Annotated in this window: 26 protein-coding genes; 16 read left to right on the plus strand and 10 right to left on the minus strand. The window is 55.6% G+C overall.

Annotated features, from left to right (window positions below):
* Positions 1–65: 65 nt before the first annotated feature.
* The 6 genes from GS12_RS05510 (at position 66) to ruvX (ending at position 4298) form a co-directional block, all read left to right on the plus strand.
* The gene (locus GS12_RS05510) at positions 66–578 is read left to right on the plus strand and encodes a SprT family zinc-dependent metalloprotease (protein ID WP_051937203.1); all 513 of its coding nucleotides are present in this window, start codon (positions 66–68) and stop codon (positions 576–578) included.
* Between the two features lie 117 nt (positions 579–695).
* The gene (endA, locus tag GS12_RS05515) at positions 696–1409 is read left to right on the plus strand and encodes a deoxyribonuclease I (protein ID WP_034944673.1); all 714 of its coding nucleotides are present in this window, start codon (positions 696–698) and stop codon (positions 1407–1409) included.
* Between the two features lie 72 nt (positions 1410–1481).
* On the plus strand, positions 1482–2213 hold the full coding sequence (gene rsmE, locus GS12_RS05520; RefSeq protein ID WP_034944676.1) for a 16S rRNA (uracil(1498)-N(3))-methyltransferase: 732 nt from the start codon (positions 1482–1484) through the stop codon (positions 2211–2213).
* 77 nt (positions 2214–2290) lie between these two features.
* Positions 2291–3235 carry a glutathione synthase gene (gshB, locus tag GS12_RS05525; RefSeq protein ID WP_034944679.1) on the plus strand — a complete coding sequence of 315 codons (945 nt, stop codon included), beginning with the start codon at positions 2291–2293 and terminating at the stop codon, positions 3233–3235.
* A 77-nt stretch (positions 3236–3312) separates the two neighbouring features.
* Entirely contained in the window at positions 3313–3876 is a 564-nt protein-coding gene (locus tag GS12_RS05530; RefSeq protein WP_034916864.1) for a YqgE/AlgH family protein, read from the plus strand.
* Positions 3876–4298 carry a Holliday junction resolvase RuvX gene (ruvX, locus tag GS12_RS05535; protein ID WP_200884503.1) on the plus strand — a complete coding sequence of 141 codons (423 nt, stop codon included), beginning with the start codon at positions 3876–3878 and terminating at the stop codon, positions 4296–4298. The genes GS12_RS05530 and ruvX overlap by 1 nt, the downstream gene beginning before the upstream one ends.
* A 29-nt stretch (positions 4299–4327) precedes the next feature.
* Here ruvX and GS12_RS05540 read toward each other — a convergent pair whose 3' ends face one another.
* The 4 genes from GS12_RS05540 to uxaC all read right to left on the minus strand — a co-directional run bounded on the left by GS12_RS05540 (position 4328) and on the right by uxaC (position 9428).
* Positions 4328–4873, minus strand: coding sequence for a YgjV family protein (locus GS12_RS05540; protein ID WP_034944684.1), 546 nt, complete (start codon positions 4871–4873; stop codon positions 4328–4330).
* 80 nt (positions 4874–4953) lie between these two features.
* Positions 4954–6444 carry a UxaA family hydrolase gene (locus GS12_RS05545; protein WP_034944687.1) on the minus strand — a complete coding sequence of 497 codons (1491 nt, stop codon included), beginning with the start codon at positions 6442–6444 and terminating at the stop codon, positions 4954–4956.
* Positions 6445–6454: 10 nt separating this feature from the next.
* On the minus strand, positions 6455–7903 hold the full coding sequence (locus GS12_RS05550; protein ID WP_034944690.1) for a tagaturonate reductase: 1449 nt from the start codon (positions 7901–7903) through the stop codon (positions 6455–6457).
* 112 nt (positions 7904–8015) lie between these two features.
* Positions 8016–9428 (minus strand): glucuronate isomerase, encoded by a 1413-nt coding sequence (gene uxaC, locus GS12_RS05555; protein WP_034944693.1) that lies wholly within the window; start codon positions 9426–9428, stop codon positions 8016–8018.
* A gap of 904 nt (positions 9429–10332) precedes the next feature.
* Here uxaC and GS12_RS05560 point away from each other — a divergent pair.
* Together GS12_RS05560 and exuR are read left to right on the plus strand one after the other, a co-directional pair.
* Complete coding sequence (locus tag GS12_RS05560; protein WP_034944695.1) at positions 10333–11631, plus strand: MFS transporter; 1299 nt, start codon at positions 10333–10335, stop codon at positions 11629–11631.
* Between the two features lie 181 nt (positions 11632–11812).
* Positions 11813–12589, plus strand: a complete 777-nt coding sequence (gene exuR / locus GS12_RS05565) for a transcriptional regulator ExuR (RefSeq protein ID WP_034916875.1) — start codon at positions 11813–11815, stop codon at positions 12587–12589.
* Between the two features lie 18 nt (positions 12590–12607).
* Here exuR and GS12_RS05570 read toward each other — a convergent pair whose 3' ends face one another.
* Complete coding sequence (locus tag GS12_RS05570; protein ID WP_034944698.1) at positions 12608–13603, minus strand: type IV pilus twitching motility protein PilT; 996 nt, start codon at positions 13601–13603, stop codon at positions 12608–12610.
* A 14-nt stretch (positions 13604–13617) separates the two neighbouring features.
* Here GS12_RS05570 and GS12_RS05575 point away from each other — a divergent pair, with 14 nt between their 5' ends.
* From GS12_RS05575 to GS12_RS05595, 5 genes are all read left to right on the plus strand, one after another.
* Positions 13618–14322 (plus strand): YggS family pyridoxal phosphate-dependent enzyme, encoded by a 705-nt coding sequence (locus tag GS12_RS05575; protein ID WP_034944701.1) that lies wholly within the window; start codon positions 13618–13620, stop codon positions 14320–14322.
* A gap of 8 nt (positions 14323–14330) precedes the next feature.
* Positions 14331–14882, plus strand: a complete 552-nt coding sequence (locus GS12_RS05580; RefSeq protein ID WP_034944704.1) for a YggT family protein — start codon at positions 14331–14333, stop codon at positions 14880–14882.
* 25 nt (positions 14883–14907) lie between these two features.
* A complete protein-coding gene (locus GS12_RS05585; protein WP_034944706.1) occupies positions 14908–15498 on the plus strand; it encodes an XTP/dITP diphosphatase in 591 nt (196 codons plus the stop codon).
* On the plus strand, positions 15495–16631 hold the full coding sequence (gene hemW / locus GS12_RS05590; protein ID WP_034944709.1) for a radical SAM family heme chaperone HemW: 1137 nt from the start codon (positions 15495–15497) through the stop codon (positions 16629–16631). The genes GS12_RS05585 and hemW overlap by 4 nt, the downstream gene beginning before the upstream one ends.
* Positions 16632–16806: 175 nt before the next feature.
* Positions 16807–17955: an acyltransferase family protein gene (locus tag GS12_RS05595; RefSeq protein ID WP_034944712.1), complete on the plus strand. Its 1149-nt coding sequence runs from the start codon at positions 16807–16809 to the stop codon at positions 17953–17955.
* 95 nt (positions 17956–18050) lie between these two features.
* Here GS12_RS05595 and GS12_RS05600 read toward each other — a convergent pair whose 3' ends face one another.
* The 3 genes from GS12_RS05600 to trmB are packed head-to-tail and all read right to left on the minus strand — an operon-like array spanning position 18051 to position 19867.
* Positions 18051–18764 carry a YggN family protein gene (locus GS12_RS05600; RefSeq protein WP_034944714.1) on the minus strand — a complete coding sequence of 238 codons (714 nt, stop codon included), beginning with the start codon at positions 18762–18764 and terminating at the stop codon, positions 18051–18053.
* A gap of 57 nt (positions 18765–18821) precedes the next feature.
* On the minus strand, positions 18822–19148 hold the full coding sequence (locus GS12_RS05605) for a YggL family protein (RefSeq protein WP_034944717.1): 327 nt from the start codon (positions 19146–19148) through the stop codon (positions 18822–18824).
* Positions 19148–19867 carry a tRNA (guanosine(46)-N7)-methyltransferase TrmB gene (trmB, locus tag GS12_RS05610; RefSeq protein ID WP_034944720.1) on the minus strand — a complete coding sequence of 240 codons (720 nt, stop codon included), beginning with the start codon at positions 19865–19867 and terminating at the stop codon, positions 19148–19150. The genes GS12_RS05605 and trmB overlap by 1 nt, the downstream gene beginning before the upstream one ends.
* Positions 19868–20018: 151 nt before the next feature.
* Here trmB and mutY point away from each other — a divergent pair, with 151 nt between their 5' ends.
* Genes mutY through mltC form a run of 3 tightly spaced genes read left to right on the plus strand, consistent with a single transcriptional unit; the run spans position 20019 to position 22510 of the window.
* A complete protein-coding gene (gene mutY / locus GS12_RS05615; protein ID WP_034944723.1) occupies positions 20019–21107 on the plus strand; it encodes an A/G-specific adenine glycosylase in 1089 nt (362 codons plus the stop codon).
* A complete protein-coding gene (locus GS12_RS05620) occupies positions 21107–21379 on the plus strand; it encodes an oxidative damage protection protein (RefSeq protein ID WP_034916893.1) in 273 nt (90 codons plus the stop codon). Before mutY ends, GS12_RS05620 begins: the two co-directional genes overlap by 1 nt.
* A gap of 51 nt (positions 21380–21430) precedes the next feature.
* Positions 21431–22510 (plus strand): membrane-bound lytic murein transglycosylase MltC, encoded by a 1080-nt coding sequence (gene mltC / locus GS12_RS05625; RefSeq protein WP_034944749.1) that lies wholly within the window; start codon positions 21431–21433, stop codon positions 22508–22510.
* A 63-nt stretch (positions 22511–22573) separates the two neighbouring features.
* On the opposite strand, the gene GS12_RS05630 is transcribed toward mltC, so the two are convergent.
* Together GS12_RS05630 and GS12_RS05635 are read right to left on the minus strand one after the other, a co-directional pair.
* Complete coding sequence (locus tag GS12_RS05630; protein ID WP_034944725.1) at positions 22574–23401, minus strand: phosphoenolpyruvate hydrolase family protein; 828 nt, start codon at positions 23399–23401, stop codon at positions 22574–22576.
* Position 23402: 1 nt separating this feature from the next.
* Positions 23403–24629 (minus strand): Tm-1-like ATP-binding domain-containing protein, encoded by a 1227-nt coding sequence (locus GS12_RS05635; protein WP_034944728.1) that lies wholly within the window; start codon positions 24627–24629, stop codon positions 23403–23405.
* Between the last annotated feature and the right edge of the window lie 167 nt (positions 24630–24796).

The raw sequence follows: 24796 nt of genomic DNA on the forward strand, positions 1-24796 counted from the left end.
CTCCGGCCGGGGCAACCCGGCCGGTTCCATTGCCATCCGCCCTTCTCCGTCGTATTCTCATCGCTATGAAATCCCTCAGACTCCCCATTTCTCTGCAACAGGCGGTAATGCGTACGCTGCGTGAGAAGCTTCAACAGGCTAACCAGCACCTTGATCGCCACTATCCCGAACCGAAGCTGGTTTATCAGCAGCGCGGCACCGCTGCGGGCACCGCATGGCTGCAAAACTGGGAGATCCGCCTCAATCCCGTTTTACTGATGGAAAATCAGCAGGCCTTTATTGAGAACGTCGTGCCGCATGAGCTTGCTCATCTTCTGGTATGGAAACATTTTGGCCGGGTGGCGCCGCACGGCAAAGAGTGGAAATGGATGATGGAGACGGTGCTGGGCGTGCCCGCGCGCAGAACCCATCAGTTTGGCGTCGACTCCGTTCGCAGCCGCGCTTACCCCTACCGCTGCGGCTGCCAACAGCATCAGCTGACCGTTCGCCGACATAATCGCGTGCTGCGCGGCGAGAGTGAATATCGCTGCGTTCACTGCGGCGAGCGGCTGCTGCCGGGCGAATTTATCGCCAAATAACCCCTCCCTCCGGATGCTACTTTTGCAAAAATATCCGGCCACTTTTTGACGCTAATTTCCTAAAAAAGCGCATATTTGCTACTCTCGCTGCCCCGTTTTCATTCAGTGTTTTGGAATATGCTCCGCAAATTTATTATCGGCTTACCCGCGACTCTTCTGTTTACCGCCTGTTTCGCCCACGCGCTCAGCGCTGGCGCCTTCCGGCAAAACAACTTCAGCCAGGCCAAAACCTGGGCGTCAAAGATTAACGCCGACGCGCCCGGCAGTTTTTACTGCGGCTGTAAAATTCACTGGCAGGGGAAGAAAGGCGTACCGGATTTGGCCTCCTGCGGCTATCAGGTACGTAAAAATGCCAATCGCGCGCAGCGTATTGAATGGGAGCACATTGTTCCCGCCTGGAGCTTCGGCCACCAGCGACAGTGCTGGCAGCAGGGCGGCAGAAAGCAGTGCGCGAAAGATCCGGTTTACCGCCGCATCGAATCGGATTTGCACAATCTTCAGCCCGCCATTGGCGAGGTCAACGGCGATCGCGGCAACTTTATGTACAGCCAGTGGCGAGGCGGCGAAGGCCAGTACGGCCAGTGCGAAATGAAAGTCGATTTCAGGTATAAACAGGCAGAGCCGCCCGCCCGCGCCAGAGGCGCCATCGCCCGTACCTGGTTCTATATGCGCGATCGGTATCAGCTGGCGATGTCGAAACAGCAGACGCAGCTTATGGACGTCTGGAATCGGCAATATCCGGCAACCGCCTGGGAGTGCGAACGCGATAACCGCATCGCGCGCGTACAGGGAAACCATAATCCCTATGTACAGCGCGCTTGCCAGCGGTAAAATCACTGGCCTAAACTTAACCCTATTCCCGGGCTGCAAAACAGTGCAGCCTGCAACGTAATCAGGACTTCCATGCGCATACCCCGCATTTTTCATCCCGAAACGCTTCCGTCGGGCGGCGAAATCGACCTCAGCGACGAGGCGGCAAATCATGTCGGCCGCGTGCTGCGAATGGGTGTCGGCCAGGCCCTGGAATTGTTCGATGGCAGTAATCTGACTTTTCCCGCCGAAATCGTGCAGGCCGATAAGAAAAAAGTGCGTGTTGCGGTGAAAGAAAGCCGTCAGGATGACCGTGAGTCGCCGCTTCACCTGCATTTAGGCCAGGTGATGTCGCGCGGTGAGAAGATGGAGTTCACCATTCAGAAGGCGGTCGAATTGGGGGTAAATGTCATTACCCCCTTGTTTTCTGAGCGCTGTGGCGTAAAGCTTGACGCCGAAAGACTGGCGAAAAAAATCCATCAGTGGCAAAAGATCGTCATCGCGGCCTGCGAACAGTGCGGCAGAAACCGTATTCCACAGGTTCGTGAAGCGATGTCGCTGGAGGCCTGGTGCGCCGAACAGGAAGCGGGCCTGAAGTTGAACCTGCATCCGCGCGCCAGTCAAAGTATCAATACGCTGCCGCTGCCCGTTGAGCGCGTGCGCCTGCTGATCGGCCCTGAAGGCGGTCTTTCTGCCGATGAAATCGCCATGACCTCACGCTACGGTTTTACCGATATTCTTTTAGGCCCGCGCGTTTTACGCACGGAAACCACCGCATTGACCGCGATCACCGCGCTTCAGGTTCGCTTTGGCGATGTGGGGTAGCGCTACGGCGGGCGTTGAGATTATAAAAATTTATCTGGGCCCTGCCTCCCTGAAACAGGCACCCACTGGAGAATAAAATGATCAAGCTTGGCATTGTGATGGACCCGATTAGCGGCATCAATATTAAGAAAGACACCAGCTTCGCCATGTTGCTGGAGGCGCAGCGTCGCGGTTACGAAATTCACTATATGGAGATGGGCGATCTCTTTCTGCGCGGCGGCGAAGCGCGCGCCCGCACCCGCAGGCTGAGCGTTGAGCAGAATTATGACGGCTGGTACACGTTCGGCAGCGAGCAAACCATCGCGCTGGCCGATCTGGACGTGGTGCTGATGCGGAAAGATCCGCCGTTCGATACCGAGTTTATCTATGCAACCTACATCCTTGAGCGCGCGGAAGAAAAAGGCACGCTGATTGTCAACAAGCCGCAGAGCCTGCGCGACTGTAATGAAAAGCTCTATACCGCGTGGTTTGCGGAACTGACGCCGGATACGCTGGTCTCACGAAGTGCTCAGCAGATCCGCGAGTTCTGGCAGGAGCATGGCGATATCATTCTGAAACCGCTGGATGGCATGGGCGGCGCGTCTATTTTCCGCGTGAAGAAAGAAGATCCCAATCTGTCGGTGATTATCGAAACGCTGACCGAACACGGTAACTTTTACTGCATGGCGCAAAATTACCTGCCCGCCATTAAAGAAGGCGACAAGCGCGTGCTGGTCGTCGATGGCGAGCCGGTGCCATATTGCCTGGCACGTATTCCGAAGTCAGGTGAAACGCGCGGCAACCTGGCCGCCGGCGGCCGTGGTGAAGCCCGTCCGCTGACCGAAAGCGACTGGGCAATTGCCCGTCGTGTTGGCCCTTCGCTTAAGGCGAAAGGTCTGATTTTTGTAGGCCTGGACATCATTGGCGATAAGCTGACAGAAATTAATGTCACCAGCCCAACCTGCGTCCGTGAGATCGAGGCCGCATTCCCGATTTCAATTACGGGTATGCTTATGGATGCCATTGAAAAACGTCTTGCCTGAGGGATCGCGCGGGATCCCGGATATTAACCCGCTAGCCGCGCGCCTTGCGCGGCTAACCTGAATACAGAAGCTTGATAATGAATTTACAGCATCATTTTCTCATTGCGATGCCTGGGCTACAGGATCCTCTTTTTAAACGCTCGGTGGTCTATATCTGCGAGCATAATGACGAAGGGGCGATGGGCCTGATAGTCAATAAGCCCATGGAAAATCTTAACGTCGACGGCATGCTGACCAGGCTCAAAATTATGCCGACGCCGCGCGCGCCTGAAACAAAACTCGACAAGCCGGTATTCGCGGGTGGCCCGCTGGCGGAAGATCGCGGATTCATTCTGCACTCGGCGCAGCGTACTTTTGCCTCCAGCATTCGCGTCTCTGATAACACCGTTATCACCACCTCGCGCGACGTGCTCGAAACGCTGGGCACGCCGGAGCAGCCAGACAGCGTGCTGGTTGCGTTGGGGTACTGCGCGTGGGAAAAAGATCAGCTTGAAGAGGAACTGCTGGAAAATGCGTGGCTGACCACCCCTGCCAACAGCAACATTCTGTTCCAGACGCCCATTGCTGAACGCTGGCGTGAAGCAGCCAAAAGCATTGGCGTAGATATCCATACGCTCACCAGCGACGCAGGTCACGCCTGATGTCGCCTCAGACGCTGTTGGCATTTGATTTCGGCACTAAAAGCATCGGCGTGGCCATTGGTCAGCAGCTTACCGGCACCGCGCGACCGCTGAATGCAATCAAGGCGCAGGATGGCATTCCGGACTGGAGTAAAGTCGAGCTTTTGTTAAAAGAGTGGCAGCCTGATGCGGTAGTAGTGGGTTTGCCTCTCAATATGGACGGCACCGAACAGCCGTTGACGGCCAGAGCGCGCAAGTTTGCTAACCGCCTTCACGGCCGCTTTGGCATACAGGTTCATCTGCACGATGAGCGGTTGAGTACCGTCGAAGCCAGGGCCGATCTCTTCTCGCGCGGCGGCTTTCGCGCGCTGAACAAAGGCAGCGTGGATTCGCTCTCAGCTGTGATTATTCTTGAAAGCTGGTTTGAGAATATTCCGTGTTAAAAGGTCCTTCCCTGTAAGCGCGCGCCTGATTATTTTTGCACCCTGACCACCCTTTTCTCAACGTCGAAGGGATCGATGCCCCGCTTTTGCAAACGCCAGAAACGGATAATGTTAAAACCATTCATTAGCAGAAAACTGCTTTCGATTAGTGTTCCGCCAATAGAACCCAGCCAGATATTGTGAATGACCCAGCAACAGGTTGAGCACCACATAACGCAGCGCGTGGTCAGGCCGCGCGTACGAAACAGCGCCCAGGTACTGACAACCGTTGCCCCTACCGGCAAAAGCTCTGTGAGATGTTTGGCCTCGCTCAGGCCGAGCACAAGTGTCAGGGCGATAAAAATCACCATGACCCACTGACTGCGGGTACGCAGAGAAACCAGTGTACGCAGCGCGTTTAGCAAAGCGCTCATGCCGGCTGGCGCCGCGCCCATCAGCAGGAAATGCGTGCCAATAATGGCGCTGTAAGCAGCAAGCTGCCGTTTGAAACGGCGGTCACTACGATTAAAAAACATCGTAATGCCGACAAAAAATGCCAGCACGCCAACTGCCTGCGCATACCAGTAATCGATCATCTGCCGACATTCCGCTCGTGAAATAAAGCAACGGCGCTTTGTCAGTAAAGCGCCGTCAGGGCTGCGTTAAAGTGTCAGGGTTATAACGTGACGCCGCTTTTAAAAATGGCTAACTCACGGAAGTCGTTCAGCTCATTTTTCGTTTTGCTGCCGTCCGCTATTGCCACAATCAGATCGACAAACTCCTCCAGCAACTGGTCCATACTGACATCGTGGATCAGTCGTCCGGCATCGAAATCGATCCAGTGCGGTTTTTTCGCCGCCAGTTCGCTGTTGGTTGCCAGTTTCACCGTCGGCACAAACCCGCCATAGGGCGTGCCCCGCCCGGTGCTGAACAACACCATATGACAGCCCGCGCCCGCCAGCGCGCTGGTGGCCACCGCGTCGTTGCCCGGCGCGCTCAGCAGGTTGAGGCCCGGCGTACTCAGCAGCTCGCCATACTTCAGCACGTCCATTACCGGGCTCTGTCCGGCCTTCTGCGTACAGCCGAGGGACTTCTCTTCCAGCGTGGTAATACCGCCCGCTTTATTGCCCGGCGACGGATTTTCGTAAATGGGCTGATGATGTTCGATAAAGTATTGCTTAAAGTCATTAACCATCTGCACGGTCTTTTCAAACGTCTGCTCATCGCGGCACCGGCTCATCAGGATGCGCTCCGCGCCAAACATTTCCGGCACTTCCGTCAGCACCGAGGTGCCGCCGTTAGCGATAACGTAGTCGGAAAAGCGCCCCAGCAGCGGATTGGCGGTTATACCTGACAATCCGTCGGAGCCGCCGCACTCCAGACCAAACTTCAGTTCGCTGAGCCTGCCGCGTTCGCGCCTGTCGTTGCGCATGACGGCGAAGAGTTCACGCAGCCGCACCAGGCCCGCCTCAACCTCATCATCAAATTTTTGCAGCGTCATAAAACGCACGCGCTCGTCATCGATGTCGCCCAGGGTTTCGCGGAATACGTCAACCTGATTGTTTTCGCAACCAAGACCGATGACCAGCACCGCCCCGGCATTCGGATGGCGCACCATATTTTGCAGCATGGTGCGGGTATTAACGTGATCGTCGCCAAGCTGCGAGCAGCCAAACGGATGGGTAAAGAGGTAAACGCCGTCGATCCCCTCGGCGTCGTTAGTTTCTTTTAAAAAACGCGTCTGGATCTGGCGGGCAATACCGTTCACGCAGCCCACGGTCGGGATCAGCCACAGCTCGTTGCGAATGCCCACCTGGCCGTTTTTACGGCGGAAGATCTGCACGTCGCGATCGGCTGGCTGCGCAGGCACGCTGACAAACGCCGGCCGGTACTGATAGCTATCCAGATCGCTTAAGTTGGTTTTACCATTTTGCGAGTGAATATGCGTCCCGGCTGCAATAGTCGTTTTCGCATGGCCAATCGGCAGGCCGTATTTGATGATATCCTCCCCTTCCGCGATGGTGCGCAGGGCAAATTTATGCCCGCGCGCAACGGGCTGCGCCAGCACAACCGCGTAGTCGCCCACCTGCACCCGATCGCCGGTGTCAAGATCGCGCAGGGCGACGGCGACGTTATCAGTGGTATGAATCTGAATAATACTTTGCATAGTGACTCTCTTAGCGATATGACGCCAGCGCCTCGCGCATGCCGCGATCTTCAATGGTCTGCAACTGTTGGATCACGGCGGCGGTCAGACCCGGAACGGTATTGAGATCGCATCCCCAATGGTTTTCATCAGCCAGAACCGTTTCCACCAGTTCAGAAAGCGCGATCTCGCCGTTTCGCACGCCGCTCCACAGAGCAGAAAAACGACTCAGCCAGTGAGCATCATCCTGCAACGGATAGTTTTCGCCGTTGCGTTCACCACGGTAAAACGCCAGCAGCGCCGCCAGCGCGAAAGTGAGACGCGGAGGCAGCGTCTGATATTTTTGCTGGCTTGCCAGAAGCTGCGGCAGGATGCGGGTGCGATATTTGGTCATGCCGTTCAGCGCAATCGACAACAGCTGATGCTGGATAAACGGATTGCGGAAACGGCTGAGCACCGCCTGCGCGAATGAGCTCAGCTCCTCCTGCGGCAGATCCAGCACCGGCGCAATATCTTCAGCAATCGCCAGCTCAACGAACCGGCTGATTTGCGCATCGTTCATCGCTTCGCCAACGGTGTTCAGTCCGGCCAGAAAGGCCACCGGCACCAGCGCGGTGTGCGCGCCGTTAAGAATGGCCACTTTGCGCGCTTTATAGGGCTTGATATCGTCCACCAGACGAATATTGAGCGGCAGCCGATCCAGACGCAGCGCCTGCGCCAGGTTTTTCGGCCCCTGAATGACAAACAGGTAGAAGTGCTCGGCGCTGTCGAGGAAGCTGTCTTTGTAGCCGAGTTCGTTTTCCAGCGACTCAGCCTCGCTGCGCGGATAGCCGGTCACGATGCGATCCACCAGCGTCGAGCAGAAGGTATTGCTCTCTTCAAGCCAGCGGGTGAAGGCAGCGGGCAGCGCCCACTGGCGGGCGTAGCGCAGCACCAGTTCGCGAAGCGCGTCGCCGTTGTAGTCAATCAGCTCGCACGGCAGCAGGATCAAGCTTTTGTCCGCTGCGCCGTCAAAGTGCATGAAGCGCTCGAACAGCAGGCGGGTCAGCTTGGCGGGGAAGCTGGCAGGCGGCGCGTCTTCCAGCCGGTCTTCAGCAACATAGCTGATGCCCGCCTCGGTCGTATTGGAGAAAACAAACCGGATATCAGGGTTACGCGCCAGCGCCAGATAGTCGTCAAACTGTTGATAAATATTGATTTCGCGATTCACGGAACGAACGATGCGGGTTTCGCGTACCGCTTCGCCCTGCTCGTTCAGTCCGCTGATAATCGTGGTGTAGAGCCCATCCTGCGTGCTCAGCGATGGCGGGAAATCGGTGTCGATCGGCCGTACGATAACGATACCCGCATCAAGATCGGTATGTTCATTCAGCAGATCTATCTGCCAGTCGACAAATGCCCGCAGAAAGTTGCCCTCGCCGAACTGAATAATTTTGTCGGGATGCTGGCGGCCTGGAAAGTCACGGCGATTTAATTGCATATCCTCTCTACCTTAATTTGCTCGCACGCCGGTCTTTGAGGAGAGGCTTGCTCTCCGCCGTCGCTGTCAAAGGGGGATTCAGGCGCACGAGCAGCCGCACGCCTGTTTGCTGTCAGTTCAGTTCGATTTGGAAGTACTGTTTGGCGTTATCAAAACAGATGTTTCTCACCATGCCGCCGAGCAGTTCGATATCCGCCGGTGCTTCACCTTCTTCCACCCAGCGGCCAATCATCTGGCACAGCACGCGGCGGAAATACTCGTGCCGGGTGTATGAAAGGAAGCTGCGGCTGTCGGTCAGCATGCCAATAAAGCGGCTGAGCAGACCAAGATTGGCAAGCTGCGTCATCTGCCGCTGCATACCGTCTTTCTGATCGTTGAACCACCAGCCCGAACCAAACTGCATGCGCCCTGGCATTCCTTCTCCCTGGAAGTTGCCGACCATAGTGCCGATGACTTCGTTATCACGCGGGTTCAGACAGTAAAGAATGGTTTTCGGCAGGCCGCCGGCCAGCCCCTGCGCGCCGAGCAGTCTGGAGAGCGGTTCCGCCAGCGGCTGGTCGTTAATGGAGTCAAAGCCCACGTCCGCGCCAATCAGCTGGAACATCCGGGTATTGTTATTACGCAGCGCGCCGATGTGATACTGCTGCACCCAATCGCGGCGCTGATACTCTGCCGCCAGCCAGATCAGGACGCCGGTCTTGAACTGGGCGATCTCCTCCTGATTTAGCATCGCGCCGCTGAGGCGACGTGAGAGAATACCGTCCAGCGTTGCGTCATCCGCTTCGCCGTACACCACCACGTCCAGCGCGTGATCGGAGACTTTACAACCGTGTGCGGCAAAGTGGTCCATGCGTTTTTTCAGCGCGTCGCACAGGTCGCTGAAGCGGGTTATCGATACGTCAGCCGCCTGCTCCAACCTGCTAACGTATTCGCCAAAGGTTGCCGCCTCGATGTTGAAGGCTTTGTCCGGCCGCCAGCTCGGCAGCACTTTGATATCAAAGCTACCGTCCTGCGCAATCGCTTTATGGTGCTCCAGTGAATCAACAGGATCGTCGGTGGTGCCGACCAGCTTAACGTTCATTTGTTTCATGATACCGCGCGCGCTGAAGTTCTCCTGCGCCAGCAGCGCATTGCCGCGCTGCCAAATCTCATCCGCCGTTTGCGGTGAAAGTAGTTTGCCCGTAATGCCGAAGGGACGGCGTAATTCTAAATGTGTCCAGTGATACAGCGGGTTGCCGATAGTGTGTGGAACGGTCGCCGCCCAGGCGTCAAACTTCTCGCGGTCGCTGGCATCGCCGGTGCACATCCGCTCCGGAATGCCGTTGGTACGCATCGCACGCCATTTGTAGTGATCGCCTTTCAGCCAGACATCGTACAAATTTTTGAACTGATAATTTTGCGCGATCTGCTCCGGCGGCAGATGGCAGTGATAATCAAAAATGGGCTCATCCCTGGCATAGTCGTGATAGAGACGACGGGCTATATCCGTGCTGAGCAGGAAGTCTTCCGTTAAAAACTGCGTCATTTTTCGTTCCTCGTCATGAACTCTTTGGCTTTGTTAAAGTTATCATACCAATTAAGCAGGCCGTTCCGAATCCTGATAATGCAGAGCATTTTTAAGAAAACGGCCTCTTAGGGTATGAATCAATTAATTCACTGTTACCTATAAATTTTGCGGGTGATCAGGCTTGAGGCACATTATCCACACAACCTGCGGGTCATATTGTGATGCTCGTCAAACTTTAAATCTGTATAACAAGTTTATTAATTTGACGAAGGAGTGACGTGTTTGCTTTGAATAGGTGCACGAGAAAAAAAAGAGTAAAATGAAAAATACCCCTATAAATTATTATTTTTCAGCAAATTATAAAATAAAAACTTAGAAAAAAAATCCTGTCTCGTTGAAAAATCAACAGGCCTTAGATGTAATCAACATGTGATCTTATTACACCAGTAAGGTTTAAAAATGGCGAATAATGATGTTAATCAGGCACCGCATAATGTGAGTCAGATCGCCCTATTTTATCTTTTTTGTTTTATATCATAGCGTTAAATGTTATTTAAAAAACTTAAATAAATGCCCACTTTAAATATGGTTTTGTGATGTCATTCAAATTTTAAATTTGTATGACAAGTTATCTTTGCACCGCTCGGATAACAACGCAGAGAAGACCCTCATCGTTGTCCGCGCAAACTTTTCGGGCGCGGTTGATCTGGCGGCGTAGTCACCGTTCAGAACGTTCACCGGGCCTGATGAGCCTGATAACAACAAAACGATACGCAAGGTAACGGGCAGCTCCCCAGCGAAGTTTTCTGGCGGCGAGGTTCCCGAAAACACATTAAGTCATGGCCAGTGGCGCAGGTGGAATGCAATACGCCCTTATGGCCGCCTGTCGCCATCGACGGAATACGAACTGGGAGAGAGTTAAATGCGTAAGATCAGAGGGTTGCGCTGGTACATGATCGCACTGGTAACAGTCGGTACCGTTCTGGGCTACTTAACACGTAACGCCGTTGCCGTCGCAGCGCCCACGTTGCAGGAGCAGCTTCACATTACCACGCAGCAATATTCCTACATCATTGCTGCTTACTCAGCCTGTTATACGGTGATGCAGCCAATAGCAGGTTATATCCTTGACGTGCTGGGCACAAAAATCGGCTACGCCATGTTTGCGCTCTTATGGGCCGTTTTTTGTATGGCGACGGCGCTGGCAAGCAGTTGGGGCGGGCTCGCCATTGGCCGCGCGGCAGTGGGTGCGGCGGAAGCAGCGATGATCCCGGCGGGCCTGAAGGCCAGTAGCGAATGGTTCCCTGCGAAAGAACGCTCTATCGCCGTGGGTTACTTTAATGTTGGTTCATCCATTGGCGGTATGATTGCGCCTCCTCTGGTGGTGTGGGCCATCGTTATGCACAGCTGGCAGTTAGCGTTTATCATTACCGGCGCGCTGAGCCTGGTATGGGCAGTCTGCTGGCTGATTTTCTACAAGCATCCTAAAGATCAGAAGAAACTCAGCGGTGAAGAGCGCGACTACATTCTCAGCGGTCAGGAAGCGCAGCATCAAACCTCAAATGCGAAAAAGATGTCCGCCTGGCAGATCCTGCGTAACCGTCAGTTCTGGGGTATCGCCCTGCCGCGCTTTCTGGCAGAACCCGCATGGGGCACCTTCAATGCCTGGATCCCGCTGTTTATGTTTAAAGCTTATGGTTTTAACCTGAAAGAGATCGCCATGTTCGCCTGGATGCCGATGCTGTTTGCCGACCTCGGTTGCATCCTTGGTGGCTATCTGCCTCCGCTGTTTCAAAAATACTTCAAGGTTAATCTAATCGTCTCGCGCAAGCTGGTGGTCACTATGGGCGCGGTACTAATGATAGCGCCTGGTATGATCGGCCTGTTTACCAGTCCCTATGTCGCTATCGCCCTGCTCTGTATCGGTGGTTTCGCACACCAGTCACTTTCAGGTGCGCTGATCACGCTGTCATCGGACGTATTCGGCCGTAACGAAGTCGCAACGGCGAATGGACTAACCGGTATGGCTGCCTGGATGGCAAGCACTATGTTTGCGCTGGTGGTCGGCGCGCTGGCCGATACGCTTGGCTTCAGCCCGCTGTTTGCCGCACTGGCCGTCTTTGATTTGCTGGGCGCGGTGGTTATCTGGACGGTCTTGCAGAACCGTCCGGCTAACGAGCCGGCCCCTGCGCAGATGGCGGCCAAAACGGCGGATGCCTGATACTCGCTATCTCACCCGGCAGCGCAGGTTGCCGGGCTCTGCTTTTTTTCCGCTTTGCTCCCCTCTCTTTCTGTAAAGTGCACGGTGCATCAATGTTTCGTAAAACGTATACTGCTACTTGTATAACAGGTTTACCCGATACAGGGTTGTTGCAGGCTTTACTACTTTAAAGAGCACCCACATGGAATCCACAGACACCAGACGTCTCTATCAACAGCTGGCCGCCACGCTCAGGAAACGCATTGAGTCCGGGCAGTATGCGGTTGGCGAAAAGCTTCCCGCTGAACGTCTGATCTCTGACGAAATGAATGTCAGCCGAACCGTGGTACGTGAAGCGATTATTATGTTGGAAGTTGAAGGATTCGTGGAGGTGCGCAAAGGTTCGGGCATTCACGTGATGTCTAACCAGCAGCGTCATCTGGTGGTCGCAGACAGCGGCAGCGAGTTCGGCACCGCCGGCCCTTTTGAACTGCTCCAGGCGCGTCAGTTGATTGAAAGCAATATCGCCGAGTTTGCCGCCACGCAGGTCACCCGGCAGGATATTATGCAACTGATGGAGATTCAGGAGCACGCGCGCCAGGAAGACCGGTTTCGCGACTCCGAATGGGATCTGAAGTTTCATATTCAGGTGGCGCAGGCGACGCAAAACAGCGCCCTGGCGACCATTGTTGAGAAAATGTGGAGCCAGCGGCTGCATAATCCTTACTGGCGCAAGCTGCATGAGCACATCGACGAGAGATCGATCGAGAGCTGGTGTGAAGAGCATGATGTGATCCTCAAAGCGCTGATCCGCCGCGATCCTTACGCGGCCAAGCTGGCGATGTGGCAGCATCTGGAAAACACCAAGCAGATGCTGTTCCGTGCCACCACCGACGATTACGAGTTCAACGTTGACCGTTATCTCTACGCTGAAAATCCCGTCGTGCATCTTGATCCGCCGGTTGCGAATTCAAAATAGCCTGCTGACGACGGAGGGTTAGTCGATCAATCCCTGCCTGCGGCGCTCCGCGAGGCTCTGCTCAAAGGTCTGCATTCCGGCCTGCATGCCGGTCTGTAGCGTGGCGGGTAGCTGATAGGTTTTGCCTTCCCGAATTAAATTCGCTACCGCCGTGCTGTTCAACAACACCTCAAACAGCGCCACTCTGCCCGCTTGCTTTGAGGGCACCAGACGCTGGGCGATCACCGCGCGCAGGCTGCCCGCCAGTTGGCTGCGGATCATGCTTTTTTCTTCACCGGGGAAAGCATCAATCAGCCGCTCCGTTGCCTGCGCCGCATCGCGCGTATGCAGCGTAGCCAGCACAAGATGCCCGGTTTCCGCCGCCGTCAGCGCCAGTCTGATTGTCTCGCCGTCGCGGATCTCCCCCAGCAGGATAACATCGGGATCTTCACGTAGCGCACCGCGCAGTCCCTCGCTGAAAGAGGCGCAGTGCCGCCCTATCTCACGCTGTTGGATCAGTGATTGCTGACTGTGATGAATAAACTCAATGGGATCTTCCAGCGTAATGATATGGCGATCCTGCTGCGCGTTCAGCGCGCCAGTCAGCGCCGCCAGCGTGGTTGACTTGCCGCTGCCGGTAGCACCGGTGACCAGCACCAGTCCTTCCCGTAGCTGAAGCAGCGCCGACACCGCAGGCGGAAGCCGCAGCGACGCCAGCGACGGGCAGTCGCACGCAATCACCCGCATGGCCAGCGACAGCCCGAGCCGCTGCTGAAAGAAGTTGGCGCGCAGCCGGGTGCCGTCGGCCATGGTCAGCGCCAGATCGACCTGCCCGCGACTCTGCAACTCCGCTTGCTGCGCAGTATCCAGCCAGGCGCGGGCCAGCGCATCCAACGCCGCTGCGCTTAGCGGCTGACAGCCACTGATTTTTTCCAGCCGCCCTTCTCGTCGCCAGAATGGCGAATGGTCGCTGCACAGGTGTAGATCCCCCGCTTTATGCTTTACACTAAGGGCCACCATCTCCTCAATATCCATATTTATCCCTGACTATGAGCCTGATTCAGCACAATCTACAGCATGTCCGCGAACGGATCTCAGCGGCGGCGCAGCGTTGCGGCCGCTCTCCACAAGAAGTTACGCTTCTTGCAGTGAGTAAAACAAAACCTGCGAGCGCGATCGAAGAAGCGGCCATCGCCGGGCAGCACTGCTTCGGAGAAAATTACGTGCAGGAAGGCGTTGATAAAATCCTGGCATTGAACCCGGAACTTGAATGGCACTTTATCGGCCCGCTGCAATCCAATAAAAGCCGTCTGGTGGCGGAGCATTTTGACTGGTGCCACACGGTGGATCGCTTTAAGATCGCCGCGCGCCTGAATGAGCAGCGCCCCGACTGCCTGCCGCCGCTGAATATCCTGGTCCAAATAAATATCAGCGATGAAAGCAGTAAATCTGGCATTATGCCGGAAGCGCTTAACGAACTGGCGGCGGCCATCGCACCGCTTTCGCGCCTTCGGCTACGCGGGCTGATGGCTATACCGGCGCCGGAAGCGGATTATCAGCGTCAGCTGGCCGTGTGTCAGCAGATGGCGGATATTTTCAACACGTTAAAACAGCATTATCCCTCCGTTGATACGCTCTCTCTGGGAATGAGCGACGATATGGATGCGGCAATTGCGGCAGGCAGTACGATGGTGCGTATCGGCACCGCTATTTTTGGCGCGCGTGATTACGCCGCCGCTCACAACAATAACTGAGGAACCTCATGCTGACGCTGACTTTTCTGGTAACAACCGTGATCAATCTTTACGTCAAAGTGTTGTTACTGCGCATCTGGATGCAATGGGCACGATGTGATTTTTATAACCCTTTTTCACAGTTTGTCGTGAAAATCACCCAGCCGATTATCGGGCCGCTGCGGCGCGTGATCCCCGCAATCGGGCCACTTGATACCGCTTCGCTGCTGCTGGCCTACGTCCTTAATGTGCTGCTATTCGTACTGGTCTTTGCGTTACAAAGCCGGATGTTTATTTTTGATCCGGTGTTTCTCTATTTCGGCCTGGTGGCGTTGGTTAAAGCTGCGGGCGTGCTGGTGTTCTGGATCATTATCATCCGCTCGTTGATGAGTTGGATCAGCCAGGGACGCAACCCGGTGGATTATGTTCTGCTTCAGCTTACCGAGCCGCTGATGGCGCCCTTCCGTCGTATCATTCCGGCAATGGGCGGCATCGACTTTTCAGCTATGGCGGTCATTCTTATCCTTTACCTGCTGAACTATCTGGGCATGGATCTCATCCCAGGCTGGACGCAGCTGTAATTTTTTACTGGCATCAGGATCTGTTATGCAAAAAGTTGTACTCGCTACCGGCAATCCAGGCAAAGTGCGTGAGCTGGCCGATTTACTGGCTGCGTTCGGGCTGGATATCGTGGCGCAAACCGGGCTTGGCGTTGCGTCGGCCGAGGAAACCGGCCAGACCTTTATCGAAAACGCGATTCTTAAAGCGCGCCACGCGGCAGCGATTACCGGTCTGCCCGCCATCGCCGACGACTCGGGTCTGGCGGTGAATGCGCTGGGCGGCGCGCCCGGCGTCTGGTCTGCGCGTTACGCAGGCGAAGAGGCGACGGACCAGCAAAACCTGCAAAAGCTGTTGAGCATGCTGGAATCGGTGCCGGACGACCAGCGTCAGGCACAGTTTCACTGCGTGCTGGTTTACATGCGTAGCGCTGCCGATCCGACTCCGCTGGTATTTCATGGGCAGTGGGAAGGCGAAATCAGCCGTACCGAGGCCGGTACGGGCGGCTTTGGTTACGATCCCATTTTCTATGTCCCCGCGCTTGGCAAAACCGCAGCCGAGCTGACTCGCGAAGAGAAGCGCGCCGTTTCCCATCGCGGCAAAGCGCTGACGCTGCTGCTGGATGCGCTGGGCAGATGATGTTCCCCCCGCTCAGTCTCTACATTCATATCCCCTGGTGCGTGCAGAAGTGCCCCTATTGCGACTTCAATTCTCACGCGCTGAAGGGCGACGTGCCGCATGAAGAGTACGTCCGGCATCTGCTGGCGGATCTTGATGCGGATCTGCCGCTGACGGCGGGCCGTGAAGTAAGCACGATTTTTATCGGCGGCGGTACGCCAAGCCTGCTCAGCAGCGAAGCAATGCAGATGCTGCTCGACGGCGTGCGCGCCAGGCTGCCGTTGCGGCCTGATGCGGAGATAACGATGGAGGCCAATCCGGGCACTGTGGAAGCCGATCGCTTCAGCGGCTATCAGCGCGCCGGGATCAACCGTATCTCAATCGGCGTGCAGAGCTTCAGCCAGCAGAAGCTTGAGCGGCTGGGGCGTATTCACGGGCCTGATGAGGCGAAGCGCGCGGCGTTGCTGGCGGAAAGCCTCGGTCTGCGCAGCTTCAACTTTGACCTGATGCATGGCCTGCCCGATCAGTCGCTGGAGGAGGCGCTGGACGATCTGCGTCAGGCAATTGCGCTCAATCCGCCGCATTTGTCGTGGTACCAGTTGACCATTGAACCGAACACGCTGTTTGCCTCGCGTCCGCCGGCGCTGCCCGATGACGATGCGCTGTGGGACATATTCGAGCAGGGCGACCGGCTGTTGACGGCGGCGGGCTACCAGCAGTACGAAACGTCGGCCTACGCCAAACCGGGTTACCGCTGCGAACACAATCTCAACTACTGGCGCTTTGGCGACTATCTGGGAATTGGCTGCGGCGCGCACGGCAAGCTGACGCAGGCCGACGGGCGGATCGTGCGCACCCGCAAAACCCGCCATCCGCGTGGTTTTATGGCCGGTCACTATCTGGATGCGCAGCATGACGTAGCCGAAAACGAAAAGCCGTTCGAGTTTTTTATGAACCGCTTCCGCCTGCTTGAACCCGCGCCACGCATGGAGTTTTCTCAGTTAACCGGCCTGCCGGAGCAGACGATTCGGCCACAGATCGACGCGGCGCTGGCGAAAGGTTTCCTGACGGAAACCACGGAGAACTGGCAGGTCACGGAGAAAGGAAAGCTGTTTTTGAATTCCCTGCTTGAATTATTCCTGGCCGACGATTAAGCAAAAACGGCGACAGGAAGGTCTTGCCGCTGCGCTTTAAGCGACTAAACGGGCTTTGAGCTTAAGGAAAGTTCTTATAAGTCCGGCCCGCCCTGAGTAACGATAGCATCGTGGAGAACAATTCTTTAGGCTGTCGCGGTATGTAAATTTACGTAAACCACGACAGAGGTATAACATGTCAACAACTCGGGGCTGGTCAACGGAGCTGGAAGGATTACGCGGTATTGCGTCTCTTTGGGTGCTGATTGGTCATATCAGTCTGCTGGTTAACTGCCACATCAAACTCATCTCTTCCCCCGGCATAGGCGTCGATCTCTTTATTCTGCTTTCAGGCTACCTGATGGCAAAAAACTATATCGAACGCCGCGAGAAAGAGCCATGGACCGCAACCAGTACAATCAGGAAATTCTGGACGCGTCGTTTCTTTCGCATCGCGCCACTCTATTATTTGCTGCTGGTGATAGCGCTGGCGGGCGGTCACTGGTTCGGTGAAATGCGTGATATTATTGCGCATTATTATCCGGGAACCGCGACCGAAACCTCCCGCTATGCCGATCGGTCGCTGGCCAATATTTTAACGCACTTCAGTTTTGTTTACGGCGTGCTGCCCGCGTACAGCTTCAACACCGTGCTGCCTGACTGGAGCATCGGGCTGGAAATGCAGTTCTATGTTCTTTTCCCTTTCATCATGCTGATTACCCTGCGCTTCGGTTACGGCCCGACGCTTATTGCATTGATGGTGCTGTGCTGCGTGGGACGCTTTGTGTTTGCGGATTACTACGAAGCCTTTCCTATGCCTTCGTTAATTCTGATTAAGCTGAATATTTTTCTCTCCGGCATGTTGCTGGCAGAAGCGATTCGCAACAGAAAGATCCTCTATGTCGCACTCGCTCTGCTCGGGCCGGTCGCCAGCGTGGTCATCGGGCTTGAAGCGATTAAACTTCAGGTGGTAATGGAAGTGGCGATGATCCTCGGTATGGCGGCCATTCTCTGGCAGCATCCGCCGCACAGCGCGACAGCCTCGCTTGTCCGCCTGCCGCGTAAGCTACTCAATAATCCGCTCAGTACCTGGCTCGGTGATGTTTCCTACTCGGTCTATCTGCTGCACCTGCTGATTGTTATTCCTGCCATCGGCTTAATGCTGCACTATCACGGGCTGAGCAACCACAGCGCGCTGGTGCGTTTCGCCATCATCAGCGCGATCGCTGTTCCGGTGGTTTATCTGCTGGCGACCCTGCTCTATCATTTCGTCGAGAAGCCCGGCGTAAAAATGGGGAAGCATATGCTGGCCTCTCCTGAAAAAATGCAGCGTCAGCCGGGTTAAGCCTTTTGCGCTGCGGCGGCATCAGGCAAAAAAAATCCGGAAACGCTGCGTTTCCGGAGTGAATTTATCACCAGACCCGCCGCCCGGCGGGTCGATCATTTTAGAGTATCGACCAACGCTTTGCGCTGCGCCTCAAGCGTGGTGACGCGGTTGCAGACTTCATGACCGAAGTTCTGGAAATCCTGCTCCTGATTACGCCATTCCGCCTGAATCGCCTGCTGTAAACCTCCGAGATTGCCCATCATCGCCTGAAGCGGGTTATCGCTTTTGCCTGCGCTACTGCTGCCCATCTCGTTCAGACTGTCCTGCACCACGCCGCCCATCGCGTTCTGCACCAGTTTTTCGCCATCCTGACGCACCTGCTCAATCGCCTGATGATGGAAGGTCAGGCCGTCGCTGCGGTGCTCAATGATACGGTTCATCTGCTGTTTAAGCTGCGTGTCCAGCGAGGTCAGCCGATTGCGCACGTTGCTGTTTTGCCCAAGCTTATCGACGATAACGCCATCCAGCGCCGTTCGTCCTTTTTCCAGACGCTGCCGTGCGCCCTGATCGACCCACGGCAGATCGCGCCGCAGCGCGGCCTGATAATCAATCGCCTTCTGCCGCGATTCGGCGCTTACCTTCACCGCCTCGCCGTTGCGCTGCACCTCGCCGGTAGGCGAAATCACCAGGTTGCCGCTGGCGCCCACCACCTGCACGGATTGCGGCGAAATGACAATGTCATCCTGCGGGTTCACGCTGCACTGATAATCTGCCTGCGCCTGGCCAGCCGCCAGAAGCAACGCGCCCATCATCATCGCTTTACGCATGTTACTGTCTCCTGAAGAGAGGAAGCCGTGTTGCTCCATCGGACATCTGTTAAGGTATCAGCCCCACCAGACGTCAAAAAGTTCGGTCACCTGCACGTTGCCAAGTTTGCGGTCTTCCAGCCATTTCCGCACCAGCTCGCGGTGCTCTTCGGTGCACTTTCCGGTCTGTTGCAGGCAGACCAGCCCTTCCCACTGCAAATAGCCGCTGCCGTCAAAGGCCAGGCCGTTGGGTTCGATCGCTTCATTAATCAGCGCGTCGACGGTTTCGTCGATAGTTTCGCTGCTGCTGCCTTCCGGGAAACTAAACGCCACCGAGAAGCCCAGTTCCTGAAACTCATCAATGTGCATTTTCTTGCGTAAACGACGACTGCGTTGGGTAGCCATTATTTAATCCTCTCAAACATCAGATCCCAAACACCGTGGCCCAGACGCTGGCCGCGCTGCTCAAATTTTGTTAGCGGACGCGTTTCCGGACGCGGCACGTAATCCTGCGTCATCGACTGATTTTTATAACCGTCAATGCTGCTCATGACTTCAAGCATATGCTGCGCGTAGGCCTCCCAGTCGGTTGCCATATGGAACACACCGCCGGGTTTCAACTTGCGCATCACCAGTTCGGCGAACGGCACCTGCACGATACGGCGCTTGTTGTGGCGCGCTTTGTGCCAGGGATCGGGGAAGAAAAGCTGCACCATCAGCAGCGAATTATCCGGGATCATATTCTCCAGCACTTCAACCGCATCGTGGCACATAACGCGCAGATTCTCCACGCCCGCTTCCTGCGCGCTGGCCAGGCAGGCGCCTACACCCGGCGAATGCACTTCAATACCCAGGAAATTCTGCTGCGGTTTGGCCTGCGCCATACTCACCAGCGACGCGCCCATACCAAAACCGATTTCCAGCACCACCGGCGCATCGCGACCAAAAAGAGCCGCCAGGTCAACGGGTTCAGGCTGGTACTCCACGCCCATCACAGGCCAAAGCGTATCCAGCGCCTGCTGCTGACCTTTGGTCAGTCGGCCCTGGCGACGAACGAAGCTACGAATACGGCGCATTGGCCGTCCGTTTTCATCAAACTCCGGGGAAATGACATCATTATTCATATTTCTGCCTGCTGGTCTGCGGTATCTGGAAAACGGGCATTATGCAAAGTTACGACGGTTAAGCAAGCCCCGGAAACTTCCGGTTTACAGCATAGTTGGTCTGTGCTGGAATCCCAGCCAGATTTTCAACTATCGGGGAAACCTCTTTAATATGATGCAGGCGCCGCAGTTCTCACGGCAGGTCCTGGACTGGTATCAGCGGTTTGGCCGCAAAACCCTTCCCTGGCAGCTCGAAAAAACGCCTTACAAAGTCTGGCTCTCCGAGGTAATGCTGCAACAGACACAGGTCGCCACGGTTATCCCCTATTTTCAAAGATTTATGGCGCGTTTTCCTACGATTACCGATCTGGCCAACGCGCCGCTGGATGAAGTGCTGCATCTTTGGACCGGCCTTGGCTACTACGCCCGCGCGCGTAACCTGCATAAAGCAGCTAAAACGGTGGCGGAAAAGCACGGCGGCGTTTTTCCACAAACCTTTGACGCGGTGGCGGATCTGCCCGGCGTTGGCCGTTCGACCGCTGGCGCCATTCTTTCACTGGCGCTGGGCCAGCATTTTCCGATTCTTGACGGTAACGTGAAGCGCGTGCTGGCGCGCTGTTACGCCGTGTCCGGCTGGCCGGGCAAAAAAGAGGTGGAGAAGCAGCTGTGGCAGCTCAGCGAGGCGGTGACACCGGCTGAGGGTGTGAGCCAGTTTAATCAGGCGATGATGGATCTCGGCGCGACGGTCTGCACGCGTTCGCGTCCAAAATGCGAAATCTGTCCGCTGAGTCACGGCTGCATCGCTTACGCCCACGGCACCTGCGCCAGCTACCCCGGCAAAAAACCAAAGCAGATCCTGCCGGAGAGAACCGGCTGGATGCTGATGATGCAGCACGGCGATAACGTCTGGCTTGAACAGCGTCCGCCGGTCGGCCTGTGGGGCGGACTGTTTTGTTTCCCGCAGTTTGCCACTGAGCCGGAGCTGGAAGCGTGGTTGCATCAGCGCCATATTGACGCGAGCAAAGTGCAACAGGGCATCGCCTTTCGTCACACCTTCAGCCATTTCCATCTGGACATTGTGCCAATGTGGCTGGCGCTGCCTTCAGCGGGCGCGGCAATGGATGAAGGCGCAGGTCTCTGGTATAACTTAGCCCAGCCGCCGTCAGTCGGCCTGGCCGCTCCGGTGGAACGCCTGCTACAACAGTTGCGTCAGCCGCAACAGATAGCAATGAGCATGCGCGCAACAGAAGAGGAAGAGTAATGAGCAGAACCATTTTTTGCACGTTCCTGCAACGTGACGCTGAAGGTCAGGACTTTCAGCTCTACCCCGGCGAAACGGGTAAACGTATCTATAATGAGATCTCAAAAGAGGCGTGGTCGCAGTGGATGAGCAAGCAGACCATGCTGATTAATGAGAAGAAACTGAGCATGATGAACCCGGACGATCGCAAACAGCTTGAACAGGAGATGATCAAGTTTTTGTTTGAAGGTCATGATGTGCACATCGAAGGTTATACCCCGCCAGAAGAATAATCGTTGGGCCTCATTAATGAGGCCCGCTCAATTTGGGCGATGCAGAATAAGATGAACAAGAAGCTGATAGGTTTGCTGGTTATTGCCCCGCTGTTAATATCCTGTTCCGGTAACAAAAAAGCGGTTTTTCACGAAGAATGGGTGAAGGATACCAACGGATTCGACATTTTAATGGGTCAGTTTGCCCATAATATTGAAAATATCTGGGGCATCAATGAGGTGCTGATCGCCGGCCCTAAAGACTACGTAAAATACAGCGATCAGTATTACACGCGCAGCCATATTAACTTCGACGCGGGCTCCATCACCATTGAAACCATCGCCGGAACCGATCCGACGGCCAGCCTGCGTCAGGCGATTATCACCACCCTGCTGGTTGGCGAAGATCCCGGCAACGTCGATCTCTATTCCGACGCCAACGATATCCAGTTGGGTAAAGAGCCGCTGCTTTATGGCCAGGTACTGGACAACACCGGTCAGGCAATCCGCTGGCAGGGCCGCGCAGCAAGCTTTGCCGACTACCTGATCCAGAACAAGCTCCAGCGGCGCCAGTCCGGTCTGCACGTCATCTGGTCGGTCACCATTCCGATGGTGCCAAACCATCTGGATAAGCGTGCGCATAAATACCTGCCGATGGTGCGCGAAGCCGCCGCCAAATATGGCGTCGATCAGTCGCTGATCCTGGCGATTATGCAGATTGAATCCAGCTTCAACCCTTACGCGGTCAGCCATTCGGACGCGCTCGGTCTGATGCAGGTGGTTCAGCATACGGCGGGCGTCGACGTCTTTCGTATGAAGGGCAAATCGGGCAAGCCGAGCCGCAGCTATCTGCTCGACCCTGAAAATAATATCGATGCCGGAACGGCCTATCTGTCACTTCTCCAGGGTAGCTATCTGTCCGGCATCGCCAATCCGACGTCGCGTCGCTACGCGGTGATCACCGCCTATAACGGCGGCGCGGGCAGTGTGCTGCGCGTTTTCTCCAGCGATAAAAATCGGGCATTCGATAATATCAACACGCTGTCGCCGTCTGAAGTTTATCAGACGCTCGCCACTCGCCACCCTTCCGCCGAATCACGTCGTTACCTTTACAAGGTCAGCAACGCGCAGAAGAGCTATCACCGTTACTAGCGCATAAAAAAAGCGGTGGACCGGGGTCCACCGCTAAAGAACATCCCCTGGTGTTGGAGATTCTTATCGACTCAATTGTTTGAATGATTTTGTCGTTTCAGTCAGTGCGATTTCCGTCGGCAAACGTTCCATGGAGCTCGCGCCGTAAAAACCATCGCACTGCGGGCAGTGATGCAGAATGTACTGCGCATCATCCGGACTGGAGATCGGTCCTCCATGACATAACACGATGACATCTTCGCGTATGGCTTTTGCGTCCTTTGCCCACTGATTAATAAGCGGCACGCAGTCCGCTAACTTAAATGCCGTTTCCGCGCCAATGTTCCCGCCGGTGGTCAGCCCCATGTGCGCCACGATAATATCCGCACCCGCTTCGGTCATTGCCACCGCATCTTCCGAGCTGAAGACGTAAGGCGTAGTGAGCAGCCCTTTCTGATGCGCCAGGCGGATCATCTCAACCTCCAGCCCGTACCCCATGCCGGTCTCCTCAAGGTTGGCGCGGAAGTTGCCATCGATCAGGCCGACGGTGGGGAAATTTTGCACGCCGGAGAAGCCCATCGCCTTCAGCCGGTCGAGAAAGAGATCGAACTGGCAAAACGGATCGGTGCCGTTTACGCCAGCCAGCACCGGCGTTTTTTTCACCACCGGCAGAACCTCTTTTGCCATATCCACCACGATGTCATTGGCATTGCCATAGGCCAGCAGCCCGGCCAGCGATCCCCTTCCCGCCATCCGGTAGCGCCCGGAGTTGTAGATAACAATCAGATCGATTCCGCCTGCTTCCTCGCAGCGGGCAGACAGACCGGTGCCCGCGCCGCCGCCAATGATCGGCTCACGGCGCGCGATCATCGCCTTAAAGTTTTCCAGTATCTTTTCACGACTAAATATCATTTCAGACTGCCTTTTCAACCAGCGCGCGGAAATGGCTGACCGCCGCGCTGGCAAACTGTTGATCGTTGATATGCCACGGAAGACGCACAATCCTGCGGCGATCCGTCTGTTTGAGATCGGCTTCCAGCGTATCGATAAACGCCCTGTCCGCCTCGGGCGACCAGAAAGGCTGCCCCGCTTTATCCAGCGCGGAGAAACCGCCTTCAGGGATCAGCACCACGACATCGCCTTCGCAGCGGTTCAGCTTTTCCGCTATCCACTCTGCCATGCGCACGTTTTCGTCGGGCGTGGTACGCATCAGCGTGACCTGTGCATTGTGATGATAAAAAAGGCGATCGGCGTATTTTTCCGGTACGGAGGTCGCGTGTCCAAAATTGACCATATCCAGCGCGCCGCAGGAGATAACGCACGGCGTGCCGGTATTCGCAATCGCATCAAAGCGCGTGTCGTCGCAGGCGAGTACACCGCCAAACAGCAGATCGCAGACTTCTGTGGTGGTCAGATCCAGCAGCCCCGTCAGCATGCGGCTGTCGGTCAGTTTTTCCATCGCATTACCGCCGCTGCCGGTTGCATGGAACACCAGGCAGTCATAATCCGCCTCCAGTTCAGCACTGACGTTCTGGATACAGGGCGTAGTCACGCCAAACATAGTCAGTCCAAGAGCGGGTTTGTCCTGTTCGTTCTCATCCTGTTGAAACAGTACCGCGCCGGCAATCTGATGGGCGGCATTGCCCAATACGCGTCGGGAGATACGGTTAAGTCCGGCGACATCGGTTACCGAATAGAGCATGGCGATATCGCTGGAGCCGATATAACGGGCGATGTCGCCCGAGACCATGGTGGATACCATGATCTTTGGTACGCCGATTGGCAGCGTCTGCATGGCGGGGGTAATCAACGCCGTTCCGCCTGAGCCGCCAAGGCCGATAATGCCCAGTAGATCGGATCGCTGGGCGATAAAGATCTTAAACGCTAACGCCATTGCGTCGATCGCTTTGCCTCTGTCGCCGCAAAACACCGCTTCACGCCCCTGCGGATGGAGATCGGCAATCATCTCAGCGGGGAAATCGACCCCCGCAGGCGATGGATTGATCTGCGTGGAAAGATCGACCGTGACAACCTCAACGCCGGTTTTGGCTATCAGTTGGCTGACGAAAAACAGTTCTTTTACTTTAGTATCTGCGGTAGCGACAACGTAGATGAAACCTGTATTTTTACGCTTAGTCATAACAACACCCTGTTATCAGACGAAATAACGCCTTGATTAAGCTATAATAAAGAAAGTGAATAACGTTGAGAAAAACTCAGGCTCATTGCTATGAGATAACAGTATCATTTTAATTAATCATAAATCAATCGAATGTAATGCCGAATCAGCCAGCAGATTGACTAAAC

The organism is Erwinia oleae, assembly GCF_000770305.1.
Classification (GTDB): Bacteria; Pseudomonadota; Gammaproteobacteria; order Enterobacterales; family Enterobacteriaceae; genus Erwinia; species Erwinia oleae.